The 19,992-nt window shown below is 61.6% G+C and carries 9 protein-coding genes and 1 pseudogene; 5 read left to right on the forward strand and 5 right to left on the reverse strand.

All coding sequences use genetic code 11. The features are described from left to right. Window positions 1-14: 14 nt before the first annotated feature. On the reverse strand, window positions 15-1,055 hold the full coding sequence (locus CXP40_RS12345) for an isopenicillin N synthase family oxygenase (protein ID WP_106733950.1): 1,041 nt from the start codon (window positions 1,053-1,055) through the stop codon (window positions 15-17). Window positions 1,056-1,064: 9 nt separating this feature from the next. Further along, on the reverse strand, window positions 1,065-1,907 hold the full coding sequence (locus CXP40_RS12350; RefSeq protein ID WP_092374677.1) for a sugar phosphate isomerase/epimerase: 843 nt from the start codon (window positions 1,905-1,907) through the stop codon (window positions 1,065-1,067). Between the two features lie 311 nt (window positions 1,908-2,218). Between CXP40_RS12350 and CXP40_RS12355 the strand changes: the two genes are divergently transcribed. From CXP40_RS12355 to CXP40_RS12365, 4 genes and pseudogenes are all read left to right on the forward strand, one after another. Further along, window positions 2,219-3,112: a LysR family transcriptional regulator gene (locus CXP40_RS12355; protein WP_106733951.1), complete on the forward strand. Its 894-nt coding sequence runs from the start codon at window positions 2,219-2,221 to the stop codon at window positions 3,110-3,112. 117 nt (window positions 3,113-3,229) lie between these two features. Further along, a pseudogene (locus tag CXP40_RS24265) lies at window positions 3,230-3,511 on the forward strand (PAS domain-containing protein); the annotation flags it as partial. 243 nt (window positions 3,512-3,754) lie between these two features. Next, a complete protein-coding gene (locus CXP40_RS12360; protein WP_371916957.1) occupies window positions 3,755-4,795 on the forward strand; it encodes a methyl-accepting chemotaxis protein in 1,041 nt (346 codons plus the stop codon). Window positions 4,796-4,886: 91 nt separating this feature from the next. Then, a complete protein-coding gene (locus CXP40_RS12365; protein WP_106733953.1) occupies window positions 4,887-5,480 on the forward strand; it encodes a tRNA-uridine aminocarboxypropyltransferase in 594 nt (197 codons plus the stop codon). Window positions 5,481-5,637: 157 nt separating this feature from the next. Here the strand turns inward: CXP40_RS12365 and CXP40_RS12370 are convergent, their stop codons facing one another. From CXP40_RS12370 to CXP40_RS12380, 3 genes are all read right to left on the reverse strand, one after another. Beyond that, window positions 5,638-6,996, reverse strand: coding sequence for an HlyD family type I secretion periplasmic adaptor subunit (locus CXP40_RS12370; protein ID WP_106733954.1), 1,359 nt, complete (start codon window positions 6,994-6,996; stop codon window positions 5,638-5,640). A gap of 12 nt (window positions 6,997-7,008) precedes the next feature. Continuing rightward, complete coding sequence (locus CXP40_RS12375; RefSeq protein WP_106733955.1) at window positions 7,009-9,168, reverse strand: type I secretion system permease/ATPase; 2,160 nt, start codon at window positions 9,166-9,168, stop codon at window positions 7,009-7,011. A gap of 78 nt (window positions 9,169-9,246) precedes the next feature. Beyond that, window positions 9,247-10,602 (reverse strand): TolC family outer membrane protein, encoded by a 1,356-nt coding sequence (locus CXP40_RS12380; RefSeq protein ID WP_106733956.1) that lies wholly within the window; start codon window positions 10,600-10,602, stop codon window positions 9,247-9,249. A 446-nt stretch (window positions 10,603-11,048) separates the two neighbouring features. Here CXP40_RS12380 and CXP40_RS23835 point away from each other — a divergent pair, with 446 nt between their 5' ends. Continuing rightward, window positions 11,049-19,979: a retention module-containing protein gene (locus CXP40_RS23835; RefSeq protein ID WP_106733957.1), complete on the forward strand. Its 8,931-nt coding sequence runs from the start codon at window positions 11,049-11,051 to the stop codon at window positions 19,977-19,979. The last annotated feature ends 13 nt before the right edge of the window (window positions 19,980-19,992 follow it).

Here is a 19,992-nt window from a genome sequence, read left to right on the forward strand (position 1 = left end):
GGCAGCGTGGAAAGTCACAGCGCACTCGGCTGGTGCTTCAGGTGGCCGAAGCTGGACGGTGCGCGGGCGCGTTCGGGCAGCTGCAACTGGCCGTCCTCGACGCGCTTCTTGAGGTATTGGTAGGTCTGCAGCGCCTGACTCCACATGTGCTCGCCGATGCTGATGGTTTCGTAGCTCTGGCCGGTGGCCTCGAACTGCGGCAGCGGGCGGATCTGCGTGTGGTAGTCGCAGGCATAGAAGAAGGGGAACGAATAGCGCTCCTGGCTGACCTTGCGCACACGGTGCGAGGTGGCGACGAAGGTGCCGGCGCTCATCACCTCGAGCATGTCGCCGATGTTGACGACGAAGGTGCCTTCGCGCGGCGGTGCGTCGATCCACTGGCCAAGGTCGTTCATCACCTCCAGCCCCGGACGGTCAGCGAGCAGGATGGTGAAGCACTCATAGTCGGTGTGGGCGCCGATGCCGGGGGCATCCTGGGCGTCGCCATCGAAGGGGTAGTGGATCAGGCGCAGCTTCGAGGGCGGGAAGTTGGCCATCTCGTCGAAGGTGTTTTCCGGCACGCCGAGAGCCAGGGCGAAACCGCGAAACAGCGCGCGGCCAAGCTGGAAGATACGCGCGTAGTAGGCCTGCACCGCTTCCTTGAAATCGGGCAGCGTGGGCCAGTCGTTCGGCCCCAGCAGCGGCGTGCCGGCCAGCACCAGCGGATTGTTGGCGGGCACTTCGAAACCGATGTCGAAGGCTTCCTTGTGATCCGGCTTGCCAGTGCCGTAACGCTCCTCGCCCTCGGGCACGAAGCCCTTGTGGCTAGCCGAGGCGCCGATGTAATGGCGCATCTTGGCGTCCAGCGGCTGGGCGAAATAGTCCTCGGCGGCGCGGTGCAGGCCATCGATCAGCGTCTGCTCGATGCCATGGCCGCTGATGTAGAGAAAGCCCACCTCACGGGCGGCGCGGCCCAGGTTCTCGGCCACGGCCAGGCGCTCGGCCGGGTCGCTGCTGAACAGGCCGGCGATGTCGACCACGGGGATTTCGGTGAAATGCTTGGCGTTGTTGTTCATCACGGCTCCTCAGCGACTGGTGAAACGGTGGAAGTGCTGGCGCTCGCAGCGCGCCATCCACTGGTTGAGCTGCCACAGGTCGGCCACCGGCATGTCGGTGAAGGGCAGGTGGTGCAGGTAGCCGTCCGGGCCGAATTCGGGGGTCAGGGTGGTGGTCTGCAGGCCGCGTTTTTCCTGGCTGCTCCAGATGCTTTCCCAGTGGCGCTGGTGGAAGGCCAGTACCTCGGCGTATTCCGGGGCGCCGGGGTGCGGCACCTGCGGGCCTTGGTCGTAGCCCACGCGAGCCTGGATGTGGTCGACCCGCTCGATAAAGGCGGAAAGGTCGTCTGCGGGATCGTCGAGCAGGCGCTCGCAGGTCACCAGCCAGTGGCTGATGTCGCTGGTGAAGCGCAGTTCGGGCACCTGGCGGATCACGTCGAGGGTGACCCAGGGGCTGTACAGCGAGCGGCCGCGATGAATTTCGAAGCACACGCGCAGACCGCTGGCCGAGGCCAGTTCGACGGCTCGGGCGAAGAAGTCGACCTGCTCACTCAGCGCCCAGCGATCATTGCCGGGCAGCACGTTGACCAGGCGCGGGCCGAGTTCGGCGGCCCAGTCGAGCTTCATACGCAGATCTTCGAGGTGCACCTGCGGGCTGTCGCTCTGACGCGGCAGCACCGGCGTGGAAGTGAACAGGGTGGCGATATAGGGGACGTTCTGCTCGCGCAGCAGACGGGCATTGATGGCGCGCTGCGCGGCGGTCTCGGGGATGCGCGCTTCGATACCGTCGAAGCCGGCACCGAGCGCTTCGTCGAGCGCTTGCTGCCAACTGCCGCGATAACCCCAGAGGGTGCGGAAGATTTCCAGTCGCATGGCCGTCTCCTGGAGAGGGCGAAGGTCAGCGGCAGATTGGCAATGGGGCTAGTGCCCGATGGCGTCCGGTTCGAGCCGGCGCCTGGTTATGGCTGCATTGTTGGCGCAGCGTGTGAGCAGGTTAAATCGCGTTGAACAAATACTTAGTTCAGTGATTACTGAACTATTGTGATGGGGGTAGTAGGAGCGGCTTTAGCCGCGATAATCGCGGATAAATCCGCTCCTACAAGAGCCCGAACTCCGTTTCCCTGGATGTCTGCGGGGCCTGCATGGCGCTACACTGGCGCTCTGTTAATCCGCCTTGCGCCCTCATGTCCTTCGCCTTGCCCGATCTGAAACTGCTGAAGATCTTCGTCGCCGTGGTGCGTCATCAGGGTTTCGCTGCTGCGCAGCAGGAACTGAACTTGTCCACCTCGGCCATCAGCACCTACATGAGTCAACTGGAGAGCCAGCTCGGCATCGTACTCTGCCATCGCGGCCGTGGCGGCTTCAGCCTGACCAGCAAGGGCGAGCTTTTCCACCAGGAAACCCTGCGTCTGCTCGGCGAGCTGGAAGGCTTCGAGCGTTACTCGGCGGCGCTCAAGGGCGAGCTGCGTGGCACGCTCAACCTCGGTGTGCTGGACTCCACCGTCAGCGACCCGGCCTTGCCGCTGGCCGAGGTGATCGGTGCCTACAGCCAGGAACACCCAGGCGTGCACATGCACCTGTCGGTGATGAGCCCCTACGAGCTGCAGCTGGCGGTGCTGGACAACCGTCTGGATCTGGCCATCGGTGCGTTCTCCACACGTATGAACGGCCTGGTCTATCAGCCGCTCTACCGTGAGCAGCACTGGCTGTATTGCAGCGAGCGACACGCCTTGTTCGAGCAGCGGCGGATACCTGAGGAGCTGATCACCCAGCAGCGCATGGTGGGCCGTGGCTACTGGAGCCAGGCCGAGCTGGCGCGCCATGGCTTCAAGCACAGCGCGGCCACCGTGGAGTCGATGGAAGCACAGCTGATTCTGGTGCTTTCCGGCGCCTACATCGGCTATCTGCCTGAGCATTACGCTCAGCCCTGGGTCGATCAGGGCAAGCTGCGTGTACTGTTGCCCGCCACCTTCGGTTATCAGGCCCCGTTCTCGCTGATCCTGCGTCGCGGCCGTACCCGCGAGCCGCTGATTCAGACCTTTCGCGACTTGCTCAAGGCGCAACTGAATCAGATCTGAAACAGGGTCGCCTTTCTCCTCCGAAAGGCTTAGAGCCTACGACTGGCGCGGTTATTAGGCTGTGCTAGTACTTATTCATACGTCTGTACCAACTTCAATTCGAACAGGGAAGCCTCGATGCGCCAGAACCTGCCCGTGACTCAGCGGGAAAGAACCTTCCCCGCTGATGAACGCCTGATTTCCACCACTGACCTCAACAGCAAGATCACCTACTGCAATGACGCCTTCGTCGAGATCAGCGGCTTTACCCGCGAGGAACTGATCGGCCAGCCGCATAATCTGGTGCGCCACCCGGACATGCCGCCTGCCGTATTCGGTCATATGTGGGACACCATCAAACAGGGCAAACCCTGGATGGGCATCGTCAAGAACCGCTCGAAGAACGGCGACTTCTACTGGGTCAGCGCCTACGTCACGCCCATCTATGAGAACGGCAGAATTTCCGGCTACGAGTCGGTGCGCTCATTGCCCACCGAGGCCCAGAAGCGTCGTGCCGAAGCACTCTATGCCCGGCTGCGGGCCGGAAAATCACCCGTGCCGAAGTTGGAATACTGGACCTATGACCTGGTGCGCTCCTGGCCGCTGATCGCCGCGTCGCTGCTGATCGTTGCGGCGCACTGGGTGGTTTCTGGCTGGGCGCTGATGGCTTTTATCGTGCTGACGCTATTCGCGCTGGGCTCCTACCAGCTGTATCGGACTCGGCAACTGATTCGCCGCACGCTGGCAGAGCATCCGAAAGCCTTTACCAGCGGCCTGGTGGCGCTGACCTACAGCGATAGTCGCGGTGCCCAGGCCTTGCTGGACATGGCAATGATCAGCGAAGAGGCGCGACTGCAGACGGCACTGACGCGGCTGGAAGATGCAGGCGAGAACGTCAAGAAGCGTGCGACGCAATCGGCCGAGCTGTCGCAATCCAGCGCACAGATGCTCGATCAACAGCGCGCCGAGACAGACCAGTCGGCCACCGCCATCAACGAGATGGCGGCGACCATTCAGGAAGTCGCACACAACGTACAGAACACCTCGCATGCCGCCGAAGAGGCGGACCGTCTGGCGCGTGAGGGCCGCGATCTGGCTGTCGGCAGTCTCGATTCCATGCGCCAGATGGCCAAGGCGGTCAACGATATTGGTCAGGCGGTCAACGAACTGGCCAACTCCACGCAGTCGATCGGCAGCGTCGCCGACGTGATCACCTCGATTGCCGAGCAGACCAACCTGCTGGCGCTCAACGCTGCCATCGAGGCGGCCAGGGCAGGGGAGCAGGGGCGCGGTTTCGCTGTGGTCGCCGATGAAGTGCGCTCGCTGGCATCGCGTACCCGTCAGTCCACCGAGCAGATTCACCAGATCATCGCTGACCTGCGTGCTGGAGCCGAGCGCGCCGTGGTGACGGCGGGTAAGGGCGAGGAAATTTCCCGTGGCAGCGTGCAGAGCGTGGAGTCGGTGCGCGATGCACTGGAGGGCATCAGCTCGGCGGTAACGCGTATCACCGGTATGAGCCAGCAGATGGCGGCCGCCTCCGAGGAGCAGAGCCACGTGGCCGAGGACATCAGCCGGCAGATCACCCGTATCGCCCAGCTTTCCGATCACAGTGCCGGCCAGGCGCATCAGGGCGCGGCGATCAGCCGCGAGCTGGAGGAAATGGCCGATTACCTGCATAGCCTGGCGGAGCGTTTCAATCGCTGAACCGTAGCCGGATGTAATCCGAGGCATGCTTCGATGTTCCGGGTTGCATCCGGACTACGCGTTGGCAGGGCGTTCTGGCACACTGCGCGGCATGCCTCGTCCGACCTGCTCCCGCTGCCAGCGCCCGCTCAGCCATTGTCTCTGTCCGCTGATTCCCGACCTCGAGAGTCGCACTCGTGTGCTCATCCTGCAGCATCCGAGCGAGGTCGGTCATGCCCTCAATACCGCTCGCCTGGCTGCGCTGGGTTTGCGCAACGCCGAGTTGCGCGTGGGGGAGGTGTTCGATGATCTGCCGCAATTGCTCGCGCAGCGTGACTATCGAGCCTGTCTGCTGTTTCCCGGCGAAGAGTCCGTCGCCTTGAGCGCTTATGCGCCCGACGAGAAGCCATTGTTGTTGGTGGTGCCCGATGGCACCTGGCGCAAGGCGCGCAAGCTGCTGCATCTCAACCCGTCGCTGGCGACACTGCCGCGTGTGAGCCTGGGGGCAGTGGCGCCGTCGCGTTACCGTCTGCGCAAGGCACCGGAAGAGGGGGCGCTGTCGACCATCGAGGCGGTTGTTGCGGCCCTGGATACGCTCGAGGCGCCAAAGGGCTTCGAGGCGTTGTTGCGGCCATTCGATGCCTTGATCGAGGGGCAGATTGCGGCGATGGGCGAGGCAGTGTTTGTCCGCAACCACCAGCGTTGACGCGGTGCGCACGGCGCACCCTACGCGCGTAGCCGTGGCAGATCTATAAGGGCGAAGGCATGTAGGGTGCGCCGCGCGCACCGGCTTTTGATGAATGCTACGGTTCGGGCTCGGTACGTATGGCGCATCTGGCGATGTCGCGTAGCCCGGCAGGTATTCAGCGTTCGCGCATGGCTTCCGAGCGGGCCTTGAGCACGGGCTTGAGCAGGTAGGCCAGCACGCTCTTTTCACCAGTAATGATGTCAACCGTGGCGACCATGCCGGGGATGATCAGCAACGGGTGTTCGTCGCTGCCGAGATGGCTTTTATCCGTGCGTACCTGGATCAGGTAGAAGCTGTTGCCTTCCTCGTCGGTAATGGTGTCGGCGCTGATCAGCTCGAGGTTGGCCTTGAGGCCGCCGTAGATGGTGTAGTCGTAGGCGGTGAACTTGACCATCGCCTTCTGCCCTGGATGTAGGAAGGCCACATCCTGCGGGCGCACTTTGGCCTCGATCAGCAGGCTGTCGTCCAGCGGTACGATCTCCAGCATGTCGCTACCCGGCTGCACCACGCCACCGATGGTATTGACCTTGAGCTGCTTGATCACCCCACGCACCGGCGAGGTCACGGTGGTACGGGTTACCTTGTCCTGGATGGCGACACTGGTGGCGGTGATCTTCTGCAGTTCGGTGCGTAATTCGTTGAGCTCCTTGAAGGCCTCGGCGCGGAAGGCCAGCTCGGATTCGTCCATCTTGCTCTTGATCTCGCTCATCGCCGCTTCTGCGCGGGGAATGGCCAGGTTGGTGGCTTCCAGTGATCCTCGAACTTCCACCACGCTACGGCGCAGGCGTAGCACTTCGACTTGGGAAATCGCCCCCGAGGCCACCAGCGGTTGCGACATGTTCAGCTCTTGCTGCAAAAGGCCGAGGCTGGAACGGTATTGCTGGGACTTGGAACGAAATTCGGCAAGCTCTTGCTCCTTCTGCCGCAGTTGTTCGCCCAGGGTGCGTTGCTCACTGCGCAGGCGTTGTTGGCGTGAGCGGTACAGGGCCAATTGGTCTTCTGCCAGTTGTGGCGCGTCGCGGGTGATTTCTTCGGGCAGTTGCGGTTCTCGCCCTTCGGCCTCGGCGCTCAGTCGTTCGAGGCGGGCGATCAGTGCCAGTCGATCCGCTTCGGTTTCCCCACGATTGGATAGAAAGCGCGTGTCATCCAGCCGCAGCAGGGTGTCACCCTTTTCCACCACCTGGCCTTCACGCACGAAGATCTCGCTGACGATGCCGCCTTCGAGGTTCTGGATCACCTGCACCTTGCTCGACGGGATGGCCTTGCCTTCACCCGTGGTCACCTCCTCGAGCACGGCGAAATGCGCCCAGACCAGTGCGCTGAGCAGGCAGGCACTGACCGCCCACACGGTGATGCGGCTCAGCCAGGGAGAGTCTTCCAGAATGGCGCCTTCGACTTCCGGCATGAACTCGGTGTCCTGACGTTTCTCGCGCAGGCTGCCGAAGTAGTTGCCGAGATTCTGGGTCGCTTGCATCGCTCGTCGCTCCTACAGGCTGGCTGGGCCGACGCGGCCCTTGCGCAAGGCTTCGATCACCGCTTCCTTCGGCCCGTCTGCCACCACACGACCGTTGTCCAGCACTGCCAGGCGATCTACCAGGCTGAGCATGGAGGCGCGGTGGGTGATGAGGATCAGGGTCTTGCCCTGCACCCAGCTGTGCAGACGCTGGCGCAGCAGGTCTTCGCTGGTGTTGTCCATGGCGCTGGTGGGCTCGTCGAGCACCAGGATCGGTGGGTCGAGCAGTAGCGCCCTGGCCAGCAGCACCGCTTGGCGCTGGCCGCCGGAAAGCAGTTGGCCGCGCTCGCCTACCGGACGGTCGAAGCCCTGCGGGTGCTGTCGCGCCAGATCGACGACGCCAGTCAGCTCGGCCACTTCGAGCATGCGCGCGTCGCTGATGTAACGCGCACCGAGGGTGAGGTTGTCGCGCAAGCTGCCGGCCAGCAGCGGCAGGTCGTGGGCGACGTAGCCGATCTGGTGGCGCAGGTCGGCGACATCGAGCTGACGCAGGTCGAGGTTGTCGAGCAGGATCTGCCCTTCGTCGGCGCTGTAGAACGCCATCATCAGACGCGCCAGGGTGCTTTTGCCCGAGCCGCTGCGACCGATGATGCCGAGCCGCTCGCCGGCGCCGAGGCGCAGGCTGACGTTGTGCAGCGCCGGGGCGTTCTGGCCGGGGTAGGTGAAGCTGATCTGGCGGATTTCCAGCGCCCCTTTGAGTTGGGTGCGATCCAGCGGGCGCTGCTTGTCCTGACGCTCCTGTGGCAATGCCATCAGTGCGTCGGTGCTGGTCATGGTCAGGCGCGCCTGTTGGTAGCGGGTTATCAGTCCGGCGATCTGGCCCAGTGGCGCAAGAATCCGGCTGCCCAGCATGTAGCAGGCCACCAGTGCGCCGACGCTGAGGTGGCCGGCGATGATCAGGTAGACCCCAGCGACGATGGTGGCCATGCCGGCGAATTGCTGCAGGAACAGGGTGCCGTTGGTGGCCAGTGAGGCGAGGAATTTTGCATGGCCGTCCAGGCGGGTGAGGGCACCGTGGGTTTGCTCCCACTGATGTTGGCGCTCGCTTTCCGCGCCGCAGGCTTTGAGGGTTTCCAGGCCTCCAAGGGTTTCGATTAACAACGCCTGGCGCTGCGAGCCGAGTTGCAGGCTCTTCTGCACTGTGTCGCGCAGGCGCACCTGAATGATGTAGGCGAACAGTGCGGTAATGGGGAAGGCCAGCAGGGGGATGAACACCAGCGGGCCACCGATCAGGCCGATCACCAGCAACATCAGCAGGGAGAAGGGCAGGTCGATCAGGCTGGTCAGGGTCACGGCCGTGAGAAAATCGCGCAGTCCCTGGAAGTCGTGAATGCTCTGTGCGAAACCGCCGATGGTGGCCGGTCGCGCTTTCATCGACATGCCAGTGATGCGTTCGAACAAGGTGGCCGACAGCACCACATCGGTCTTCTTGCCGGCGGTGTCCAGCAGGTGCGCGCGCAGTACCTTGAGCAGCAGTTCGAAACCGGTGCCGACAAACAGGCCAATGGCCAACACCCAGAGCGTCGAGGTCGCCTGATTGGGCACCACGCGATCGTAGGTTTGCATCACGAACAGCGGTACCATCAAACCCAGCAGGTTGATCAGCAGGCTGGCCAGCACGGCATCGGTGTAGAGCCAGCGCGACAGCTTCAAGGTGTCGCGAAACCAGGCTTCGATGCGCGGCACCAGCGGTGTGCGGGCTTCTTCAAGCTCATGCCGCGGGCGAGCGAAGAAGGCCCGGCCGCTGTACTCGGTGGCCAGTTGTTCGCGGCTGACCCATTGCTCGCCGCCATCCGTTTCGCAGGGCAGAATCTGCGCCTGCTGCTTTGGTCCCCACTGGCGCAGCACAGCGCTGCGGCCGTCCTTGAGCAGCAGCAGTACTGGCAGGTTGAGTGCTGAGATACTGGCCAGGTCGCGTTGTAGCAAGCGTCCTTGCAACCCCGCTCGTGCTGCGGCGCGGGCCAGCAGGTCGGGGCTCAGGCGCTGCTCTGGCAGAGGCAGCCCAGCGCTCAGGCTGCCGCGACTGGCGGAACAGCCGTGCAGCCTGCACAGGATCAACAAACCATCCAACAACGGATCGTCGTGACTGAGCCGCGGATCACTGGTCGGCCCTGGCCGTTCCATGGTGGTCAATTTCTACTACTCCTCAGGCCTATTCAGACCTTTGCCGCACGTTGACCCTGCGTGCTCACGCGGGGTCTCGAGTCGGTACTACTTCATTTCCGGCAAGCGTGCTTCGCTCTTCACTTCAGTGAGGGCTACAGCTTCCGCCGGGACTACGACCTGTTGCTGACGCAGCAGATCACCCATGGCCGCGACGACGCGGTACATCGAGAACTCTTCGCCGTAGCGAACCTCGGTGTAGCGGCGGTTGGCAGTGAACAGTTCGTTTTCGCTGTCGAGCAGGTCGAGCAGGGTGCGTTGCCCCAGGCTGAACTGCTGCTGGTAGGCCTCGCGAACCCGTGAGGTGTAGTCCGCGTAGTCACGGGCTTTGGGGGTTTGCAGGCGCGCGTTCTCCATGGCGTTCCAGGCCAGCGAGAGGTTTTCGTTGAGCACGCGCAGCGCGTTGTTGCGGATGTCCATCGACTCGTTGATCTGGTGCGCGGCCGATTGCAGGCGGGCCTTGTCGCGCATGCCGTTGAACAGGTTGTAGTTCATCACCACGGCGGCTCGCCAGGTGTTGTAGTGCCCCTCGTCACCCTGCACGTTGTCGTTGGCATTGGTGGCCAACTCCAGGTCGAAGCGTGGGTAGAAGGGCGACTTGGCCACCTCGTACTGCTTCTCGGCAGCATTGACGTCCGACTGTGCCGACTTCAGGAACGGGTTGTTGTCCATCACGGTCTGGCGGGCGGCGAGCAAATCGGCTGGCATGTTGCCCTTGACCGAGGAGGGTGTCTCCAGCTGATCCGGCAAACGCCCCACGGCGCTGAAGAAGTTGGCTTCGGCATCGGCCAGGTTGACCTCTTCGGTGTACAGGTTGTTCTGCGCCAGGGCCAGACGGGCCTCGGATTGGTCTAGGTCGGCGGTGCTGCCAACGCCCTGGCGGCTGCGCAAGCCGATCTGATCGTTGATGCGCTGGTGTGCCTGCAGGTTGTTGCGCGCCAGAGTGACCATCTCGCGGCGCATCAGCACATCGAGGTACACCTCTACGGTGCGTAGCGCCAGGCTTTCAGAGGTGCCGAGCAGACGGTAGGCGCGGGAGTTGACCACGGCCTGGGTGCGCGCCACCTCGTTGGGGGTGTTGAAACCATCGAACAGCATCTGCCGCAAACGCAGCTCGGCATCGCGGTAGTTCAGGGTCTCTGTGTTGTGATTGCCCAGTGCCCTCGTGCTGGGGCTGTCCGTACGTTCCCGGCCGTAACCGACCAGCAGATCGACGGTGGGCAGGTAGCCGCCCTTGGCGAATTTCACATCCTCATCCGATGAGAGTCGGCTATTGGCGGCAGCGTGGATTTCCGGGTGATTGTCCAGCGTGCTCTGAATCGCTTCCGACAGATTCATGGCTTGCGCCTGACTGCAAACAGTCGCCAAAAGCATGGCGCTCCACAGCGGGGTTAAGGTGCGCATTGGCGTTTCTCCTGACTGAAGTTCTTATCCTGTCGCCGTAAAAATGGCGTTTTTGCCTGTAAAACCGTTTCAGGCTTGTAACATCACAGCTAAGAACAACTTTTGGAGAACCTAAGATGTTTTTTTCACAACCTATATTCAGAAAAAATCTTATGAAGTCTGAGAAAAGCAGCACATTGTTTGAACCTGTGAGCTGCGCAAGTCCTCATTTTTCGTGGGCTGCACAGCTGAAATGGGTTGTCAGGCATCAAAGGGCGGGGATTCAACTGATGGAGTAGTTCGACGCATGCCGTGGTGACATTTTTTTGTCAGTAGCGTTTTTTGGATTTTGCGCCGTTCCATTTCAGTCAGCTGTCTAGGTTCTTTCCTCGGTTTCGAAAAGGTGTTCTGACCCTTTCGGTAGGTACGTGTCGGCGGTGGTCGGCAGCTGTAGTGAGGATGGAATCATGGCTACTCTTATTGGTGTCGTCAGTCAGGTTGTCGGCGAAGTGTTCGCGGTAGCGAGCGACGGATCGCGCCGGCCAATCAGCGAAGGTGATCGGGTGTACGCGGGCGAGCAGCTAGTCACCGGTGTTTCCGGTGCGGTTGCGGTGGCCATGACCAACGGGCAGCAACTGACCCTGGGTCGGGACAGCAGCATCACCCTCGATACGCAGATGATCGCGGATCGCGGCGAGTCCCAGGCTCCGGTCGTCGAAACTCCACCGACTGCCCCCAGCGATGACGACCTCACCGATGTCGAGCGCCTGCAGGCTGCCATCGAAGCGGGTGACGACCCGACCCAGCAAGGTGAGGCCACGGCGGCTGGCCCCGGTGCTGGTGCCGGTGGCGCTGGCGGCGTAGGCGGTGGCCACTCGTTCGTGATGCTCAGTGAAGTAGGTGGAGCACTCGACCCGGTGATCGGCTTCCCCACTGCCGGGTTGCCTGGTGGGCCGGAATTTCCTGACGCTCTGCCAATCGCTACCGCCGACCCTGAAGTGGATGGCATTCCCACGGGCGGCACCGCCTCGAACGCGGTCGACGAAGATGGCCTGCCCGACGGTATCGTCGGTGGGGTGAACGATCTGGATGGCGATGCGAGACTGGTCACCGGGGGACTAGGCTACAGCTTCGGGCCCGACGGTCCGGGTACCTTCACCTGGTCGACTGCCGGTCTGGCAGCTCTGGGTGTTTCTTCGGGTGGTGTACCACTGACCTATCAGGTCAGCGCCGACGGCCTCCTCCTGACCGCCTTTGCTGGCGAGACGTTGGTATTCGAGGTGGAGGTTACCAACCTGCTGACCGGGGCTTATCAGTTCGAGCTCTTCGCTGCGCTGGACCATGCCGAGCCACCCTTGGGCGAAAGTGACGAGAACGACATCCTCTATCTGTTCAACTACACCATCATCGACGGTAACGGCACCCCGGCAAGCGGCAGCTTGAGCATTCTGATCGACGACGACAGTCCGCTTGCGATGGTCTCGCTCAATGAGCAGTCCGAAGGCGTGTCGCACGACGAGACCGCGGATTTGCAGGATAGCGACAGACCTCTGAAAGAGCTGCCGGCAGCATTTGCTGAGCTCGGCAGCGCGATGGGTTGGTCGAGAAGCACAGGTGCCGTGGTAAGTACCGCCGGTAGCAGCTACGGGGCGGACAATCATGCCGCAGCTAACACGGTTATCAGCCTGACCATTGCCGGTGGCGACGGCATCGACTCCGGGCTCAAGACGACTCTTGGAGAGCACATCTATCTGTTCAAAGAGGGCGACCTCATTGTCGGGCGGGTGGGTAATGCTGAAGGCGATGCTGCATTCGCGGTGATGATCGACCCAAGCTCTGGAGTGCTGAGCCTGGCCCAGTACCTGTCGCTGCAGCACCCGATCGGTGGGGCCAGCCATGACGAGGCGATCAGCCTGCTACTCGACGGCGGGGAAGGTGATTCGGTCAACCTGATCCAGGCGGTGGTGACGGTGACTGACAGCGACGGCGACGTGGCCGTCAGTGAGGGCGTTGGTGTTGGTCAGCTGATTCAGTTCGAGGACGACGGCCCGCGGATTCTCTGCTTTGAGCTAGAGCGGGTCAAAATTGTCGCCGACGAGTCGGTTGGCCTGGGTGGCTCATTGAAAGATGAGTTTGGCGGTCACGCCTGGCCTATCGACGAGTGGGGCCAGGGCGCTGGTGTCATCGGCCATGCCGAGGTCAAGGGCGAAGACCTGTTCCGTCTTCACGTAGAGGGTGGTGCGGATGGCGAAGACATCAGCAAACGCACCTTCGAATTCACTTTCACCGAAGGTGTTTTCTCCGGCCTGAGTGCCACCGACGGCGGAAAGATCTATCTGTTTGCTGGTGATGATGGCGATGTAATTGGTAAGGACAGCGATGGGCAGCCGGTTTTCCGTATCAGCATCAATGAGGAAACCGGCGACGTCGAGCTTTGGCAGTACGAGGCGATTAACCACGGTTACGACCACAACGACCACGATGCGCTGAAGACGTTGGCTAAGAATGTCCTGGGTGTGAAGGTCACTGTGTACGACGGTGATGGCGACAGTACCAGTGAAACTGTCGATTTGGGCAAGGTGGTCGGTTTCGAAGACGACGGCCCGAAAGTCACCTGCTTCGAGCTGCAGAAATGGGTCAGGGTGGTGGCCGACGAATCGGTCGGTAAGGATGGTTCGGACAAGGACGAGAAAGGCTACACCAAGCCCAACGACGAGGCTGGTCAACCTCACCATGTCATCGGCTATGCACGAGTGAAAGGCGAAGATCTGTTCAAACTGCAGGTCGATGGTGGCTCCGACGGCGAAAATACCAGCCGCCGCAGCTTCGAGTTCAGCTTCAGCAGTGGCGTCTTCTCCGGGCTCTACGCCACTGACGGTGGCGCCATCAAATTGTGGGCATCTGGCGACGATGTCGTTGGCATCGACAGCAAAGGTGACGTGGTATTCCGTATTCGTATAGATGAGCAGGATGGCGATATCCGGCTTTGGCAGTACGAAGCGATCAACCATGGTTACGACGGCAACGATCACGATAGCCTGGCCACACTGAAGTCAGGCGTGCTGGGTGTGAAGGTTACGGTCTACGACAAGGACGGCGACTATGACCGCTCGGACCGTGTCGACCTGGGCAAGGTGATCGGCTTCGAAGACGATGGTCCGTCAGTCGATCATTGCAGCACGGTGTATGTCGATGAGGATGGCGCTGAGGCACATGGCGCCTTGCCACTGCCCGATGCCAATGATGGCGGCCCGGGGGACTCCGGCTATGACGTTGCAGGCACCGGTAGCCTGGGTATAGATGCTGGGGGCGATGGCCTGAAGAGCCTGAGCTTCAGCGAAGGTGCAGCCAAGACCATTTCCGGGCAGCCAGTCACCTCTGGCGGGCACGCGGTTATGCTGGACTGGCAACCCGGAGCGGGTGGCGAGGGCGGCATGCTCGAAGGCTACTACATGACCGACTCGGGCAAGGTCACCGTATTTACCTTGCAGGTTGCGGCTAACAATCAGGATTACACCTTTACTCTGAAAGCGCCGCTGGATCACAAGGTTGCGGGTACCGAGGACGAGTTGCTTCTCAAGCTGGGCTTCACCGTCAAGGATGGTGACAACGATGTTGCCAGCGGCATGGTGAAAGTGGTGGTCGATGACGACACCCCGATACTCGCTGATGTGGGCCCTGAACATTGCCTGACGCTGACTTACCAGGGCGGCGATGCCTCGTATGCCAACAGCTATGGCTATTACATCAAGGGAGATGGCGGACAGCCGGTCAGTGGCCAGGTCGTCTGGGGCAATACCCCCTTGCTGAGCGTTGGTGAGTTCATCACCCTGCACGGCCTGGATCCGGATTCCGTAGGGTTCTTCATCATTCCCAATGGGGGAGCTAATGGTGTCGCTGACGGCACCGATGTGACCTTCAAGGAGGTCGATGGTCAGTGGCAGGCAGTCGCTGGCGATAACGTGCTTTACGGTGCAAGTGGTGCCGATATCGTATTTAGTGACCCGGCGCTTAATCCGGGCGATAAACCGCATCTTCTGGATAACGGCGCACCGGGCAATCAGAACTGGGAGGATATAAACGTTGGCGGCGACAACGACTACAACGACGTCAACATTCAGGCCACCTGGACCGTCAAGGCTCCGGTCGGTGGCACGGTGCATGAGGACAGGTTGAATGAGCCGCATCAAGGCAACCCGGAAGCTGGGCAGCGCCTTGTGGTCAGTACCGAATCCGGCGCTGCCAGTCTGACCTCCCTGGTTGCCTTCGGTGCCGATGGCCCCGGCAGCTTCGGCTTGGTCGACACCGATACCGCGGCGATGTTGCTGAACGATCAGGGCCTTGCTTCGGGTGGTGAGCCGTTGACCTATGTCGTCAGCGAGCAAGTCGTCGGTGGTGAGGTGGTTAGCACGACGCTTACGGCAACGGCCGGCGCAGGGTATGAGGTGTTCACCCTGGTCATTCATGCCAACGGTGACTTCAGCTTCGAACTGCAGGGGCCGCTGGACCATCCGCAAGCGGACGGCAACGACTCCGAGCTTTGGGCGAGCGGTGGCTTTACGGGCATTGATTTCACTGCCCTGTTGACGGCTACCGACGGTGATGGGGATCCCGTCCAGATACCTGCCGGCACCAAGGGACTGTTCGTGATCAACGTCGAGGACGATGTGCCGAGGCTGTGCGTGGATGTCGAACAACAGGCGCTGGCGCAGCTGCAGGCCGCACTGGACGAAACGCGTGGTGATATTGACCGCTACGCCGACAATGACGATACCCCTCAGGGTTACAGCAACGATGATGTTCCGCCCGCGCTGGCGCAGTTCACCACTCAAGTGGTTGGTGGTCTGGCTACGTTGTTCGGCGTGACGGCCAGCGCTGGGGCGGACGGCGCGGCGTCGCAGAGCGCGGTGCTGAGCTTCGTCGGGATTCCGGAGGAAGGCTTGGCTACCAATCTGCTGGCAACCGAAGGGGGGGCCATCAAGCTGATTATCGATCCAGATGACAGCTCAACCGTACTGGGCATCGATACAGCGGATAACACGGTCTTCAGCATCGCCATCGTGACCGTCGATGGTAAGCCTCAGTTGCAGACCACCTTGTTCGAGGCCATCAAGCACCCGGACAACGACCAGCGTTTCGATGAGGCCGTGGATCTGTTGCTGCAAGGAGACGGGGCGCTGAAACTGCAGTACGAGGTGACGCTTGTAGACGGCGACAACGACAGCGTAACCAAGACTGGTGAGATCGATCTGGTGAACGACGAGACATCCTACTTCTCGTTCCAGGACGACGGCCCGACGGCTGCTCTGATGTCCAATGTCGCTGTTCCTCTGGCCATTCTTGACGAAACGCGGCCGGTTGGTGCGGATATCGGTGGTAGCCATGCGGCTCTTGGTGATGACTCGGTGACGGTTGATTTCACCGCCAATTTCGACACCAGCAACGCGGTTTATGGCTCCGACGGGCCCGGCGCGATCACCTACAGCCTGGAACTGACCGGAACGGATGTCGCGACTGGCTTGTTTGGTCTGGATCCATCCGACCGCTCGGCAACGGACGGTGATGGCTTCGGTCGTGGCGAGGCCATCGTGCTCGATCAGCTGTCACCGGGAGTAGTAGTAGGGGTCGGCGCGATCAGCGGCGACACCTATTTCAGCATCGAGCAGGTGGGCAGCAACGGCGAGCTCAAATTCACCCAGGTGAAGAACATCTGGCATGCCGATGCGAGTGATGCCGACGACAGTGCGACGCTGACGCTGGCCAATGCCGACGCGCTACAACTGGTGCAGACGGTGACTGATGGCGACGGCGACAGCCACAGCGTTGGCCTCAATCTGGGGCAGGGCGTGTTCGTGATCGAGGACGATGGCCCCCAGGCCCAGGACAACTCGATCTGCGTCAGCGAAACCAATGCGCCGCCCTTCAATCTGGTTCTGGTGATCGACACCTCCGGCAGCATGGTGCCGCCGTTGTCCAATCGGCTGGCTCTGGCCAAGGCTGCCTTGGTCAACATGCTGCAGAGCTACGAAAGCTTGGGCGTCCCGCTCAATATCTCGGTGATCGACTTCGAATCCAACGCTCAACTGGTGGTGACTAACGCGTCCGATGTCGACAGCGTCATCAGCACCATTCAGGGCCTGGGAGGTGGCGGCGGCACCGACTACAACGATGCATTGACTCTGGCGCAGAGTCATCTCAGCAGCAATATCAGTAGCCCGAGTTTGGCGGGTTATGAGCACCGGGTTTACTTCCTTTCCGATGGCGAACCCAACGAAGGGGGAGTGCCTGCGGGCTGGGAGACATTCGTCAATACCAACGAGGTCGAGGTTTTTGCCGTCGGTTTGGATGTCTCTGGCAACGCGGCGGCGATCAACGCGCTGCAGCAGGTCGAGGATAATGACGAGGCGCCGACTCTGGTGAACTCCGCGACCGACCTCAACGCAACCTTGCAGGCTACGGTACCGACGCCGGTGACCGGTAACGTCGTCAGCGATGTCGATCCGGTGAGTGGCGTGGATCACCTGAGCAGCGACGAACCCGTGCTGGTGACCCAGATCAGTTTCGTGGTCAGTGATGTCACCCCATACCAGAGTGGCAGCAATCCGGCCGACGCGATCAGTGGCAACACGGTGACCTACTACGTCCAGGCTGGCACCACCGGGGTGATCGTCACCCCATTGGGCGGCAGTCTGGTGGTCAGGGCCGATGGCAGCTACAGCTACACGCCGCCGCTGAACGTCTCTGCCGACAGCCTGGAGCAATTTACCTACACCATCGTCGATGGTGACGGTGACGGCTCCAGCGCCAATCTGAATATCTGTGTACTCGATACCAGCCCGCTCACCGCGAATCTGGTGCATGAGGACGCGTTGAGCCCGGATGGCCTGGCCAACGACGGGCCGGCGGTCACTCAGGCAACAGGCGACCTGTCCGGAGTGGTGACCGATAGTGCCGGCGTCAGCTTTGGTCTTAGTGGGGGAGCAATCACAGGGCTGACCTCCAATGGCGTACCGGTGACCTTCAGCGTTCAGGGCAACATGCTGGTCGCCAGCGCCGGGGCAGGTAACCCAGTGTTCACCTTCACCCTGCAGAGCAACGGCCAGTATGAGCTCAACCTGCTGGGGCCAGTCGATCACCCTGCCGGTGGCGACGATGAGCAGGTGATGGTGCTTGATCTGAGCGGCTTTATCACGGCCAGCAACGGCTCTGGCAGTGTGCCGCTGGTGCGTGACTTCCAGATCGCCATCGAGGACGACATGCCAGTCGCCCAACCGCAGACTCTCACGGGGCAGGTCTCCTGCGGAGTGGATACCAACCTCATGCTGATTCTCGATGTGTCGGGCAGCATGACCTCGAGTGCCGGCTTCGATGGCCTGAACCGCCTGGAAGCGGTGAAACTGGCAGCCATCGAGTTGATCGAACGCTACGAGGCTCTGGGCGAGGTGAAAATCACCCTGGTGACCTTCGCAGCCGGTGGCTATGAGCAGAAGGTCTGGGTGGACTTCCAGGAAGCCAAGGCGGCGATTCTGGATCTGACTGCCGGTGGTGGCACTTACTACGATTCGGCGGTGGCCCAGGCCCAGACCAGCTTCGTCAAGGATGGTGCGCTTGGCGGTGCGCAGAACGTCTCCTACTTCCTCTCCGATGGCAACCCGGACCCGTCCAACCGTGATCTGTCCACCACCGAGCGGCAAGCATGGGAGAACTTCCTCAACACCCAGGATATCCGCTCCTACGCTCTGGGCTTCGGGGGATCGACCCTGGCGGCGTTGAATCAGGTGGCCTATGACGGTACTGGCTCCGGGAGCGACGACAACGGTGTACTGATCACCGATATGAGTCAGCTCGGCGCGGTGCTTGGTGCTACCGCGACGGCACAACCCATCGTCGGTAACCTGGCCGAGCCTTCCGGTGTCTCGACCTTTGGCGCCGATGGAGGCTTCGTGCTGTCCATCACCGTCAACGGTACCGTCTACACCTACGACCCGTCAGGGGGCGGCTCGATCAGCGCGGGACCGGGAGCCAACACCTGGAGCTTCGACACATCGAGCAACGAGTTGCAAGTGATCACCGATCTGGGCGGTCGCATTCGAGTGGACATGGACAGCGGAGCGTTCGTCTATACGCCGCCAGTGAGTGCTGGCTTGGTCAGCGAGAGCATCGATTTCGTCCTGCAGGACAACGACGGTGACAGATCCGGTGCGAGCCTCGACCTGAGTGTCGATCTGCGGCTTCAGACTCTGGTCGCGCGCGACGATACGGTGCTGACCAACGACTCCAGCCAGGTCTGGATTCCCAAGTGGGCGCTGTTGGTCAACGATACCGGCCCGTACGGTGCCCGCCCCAGTTTTGGCAGCATCTCCCTGGCGACCATTGCCGGCCTGTCGCTGATTGCTCAGGCCGGGGAAAATCTGACCTTCAACGATACCGGAGTCAGTGGTGGTGGTTTCAGTTACACGGCCAACGCCGGCAGCAGTAGCGATGATGCCTGGGTCAGCGTGACCTATGACTCGGGTATCATCAACGGCACCTACCAGAACGAAATCCTGATCGGCCGCGACGCAAGCAAAGACAGCCTCAAAGGCGGGGACGGCGACGACATCCTGATCGGGCGTGGTGGTAGCGACGAGCTCGAAGGTGGCTACGGCGACGACCTGCTGGTCGGTGGTGCGGGAGGGGATGTCCTTGACGGCGGCGAAGGCAACGATACCGCCAGTTACCTGGATGCCGGTTCGGGCGTGCAGATCACGCTGAGCAACTCGGGTAATGCCAGTGGCGGAAACGTTGGCGGAGGCGCCTCCGGCGACAACCTAAGCAGCATCGAAAACCTGATCGGTTCGAACTTCAACGATCAACTCATCGGAGGCAATCAGGACAACGTGCTCAGCGGCCTGTTGGGCAATGACACACTGTATGGCGGCGGTGGCAACGATGTGCTGATCGGCGGTCGCGGTAACGACATCCTGAGCGGTGGATCGGCGAACAACAGCAGTGGTCAGGACACCTTCGTCTGGCTCAATGGCGATTCCGATGGTGGTGTCGATACGGTGCTCAACTTCGTGCGCAACTTCAATGGCTCGAGCAACGGTGATTGCCTGGATCTCTCCGATCTGCTGGTCGGGGAGCATGGCTCCGCCGGCGATGTCGGCAACCTGCTCAACTACCTGCAGATCACCTCCAGTCAGCTATCTGGGGTAGGAAACAGCGCGTGGGATACCACGATCAAGGTCAGCGCCATGGGCACGGGCGATTTCAGCAGCCCCGATCAGACCATCGTGTTGCAGGACGTCAACCTGCTGGGCGGCAACGGCGTGGGTGGGTACGGCGCTGGAGGCGATACTGGCAGTGTGATTTTGGCGATGCTCAACGACGGAACTTTAAATGTAGATACGGTCTGACCTTCGCTTATAT

It is taken from the genome of Pseudomonas sp. YY-1 (assembly GCF_002843095.1).
Taxonomy (GTDB): Bacteria; Pseudomonadota; Gammaproteobacteria; order Pseudomonadales; family Pseudomonadaceae; genus Aquipseudomonas; species Aquipseudomonas sediminis_A.

What these genes read in the sequence shown, in the direction of transcription:
- CXP40_RS12350 (WP_092374677.1), bottom strand. Translation starts at nt 1,907, where the DNA reads ATGCGACTGGAAATCTTCCGCACCCTCTGGGGTTATCGCGGCAGTTGG.
- CXP40_RS12365 (WP_106733953.1), top strand. Translation starts at nt 4,887, where the DNA reads ATGCCTCGTCCGACCTGCTCCCGCTGCCAGCGCCCGCTCAGCCATTGT.
- CXP40_RS12370 (WP_106733954.1), bottom strand. Translation starts at nt 6,996, where the DNA reads ATGCAAGCGACCCAGAATCTCGGCAACTACTTCGGCAGCCTGCGCGAG.
- CXP40_RS23835 (WP_106733957.1), top strand. Translation starts at nt 11,049, where the DNA reads ATGGCTACTCTTATTGGTGTCGTCAGTCAGGTTGTCGGCGAAGTGTTC.
- CXP40_RS12345 (WP_106733950.1), bottom strand. Translation starts at nt 1,055, where the DNA reads ATGAACAACAACGCCAAGCATTTCACCGAAATCCCCGTGGTCGACATC.
- CXP40_RS12355 (WP_106733951.1), top strand. Translation starts at nt 2,219, where the DNA reads ATGTCCTTCGCCTTGCCCGATCTGAAACTGCTGAAGATCTTCGTCGCC.
- CXP40_RS12380 (WP_106733956.1), bottom strand. Translation starts at nt 10,602, where the DNA reads ATGCGCACCTTAACCCCGCTGTGGAGCGCCATGCTTTTGGCGACTGTT.
- CXP40_RS12360 (WP_371916957.1), top strand. Translation starts at nt 3,755, where the DNA reads ATGGCTTTTATCGTGCTGACGCTATTCGCGCTGGGCTCCTACCAGCTG.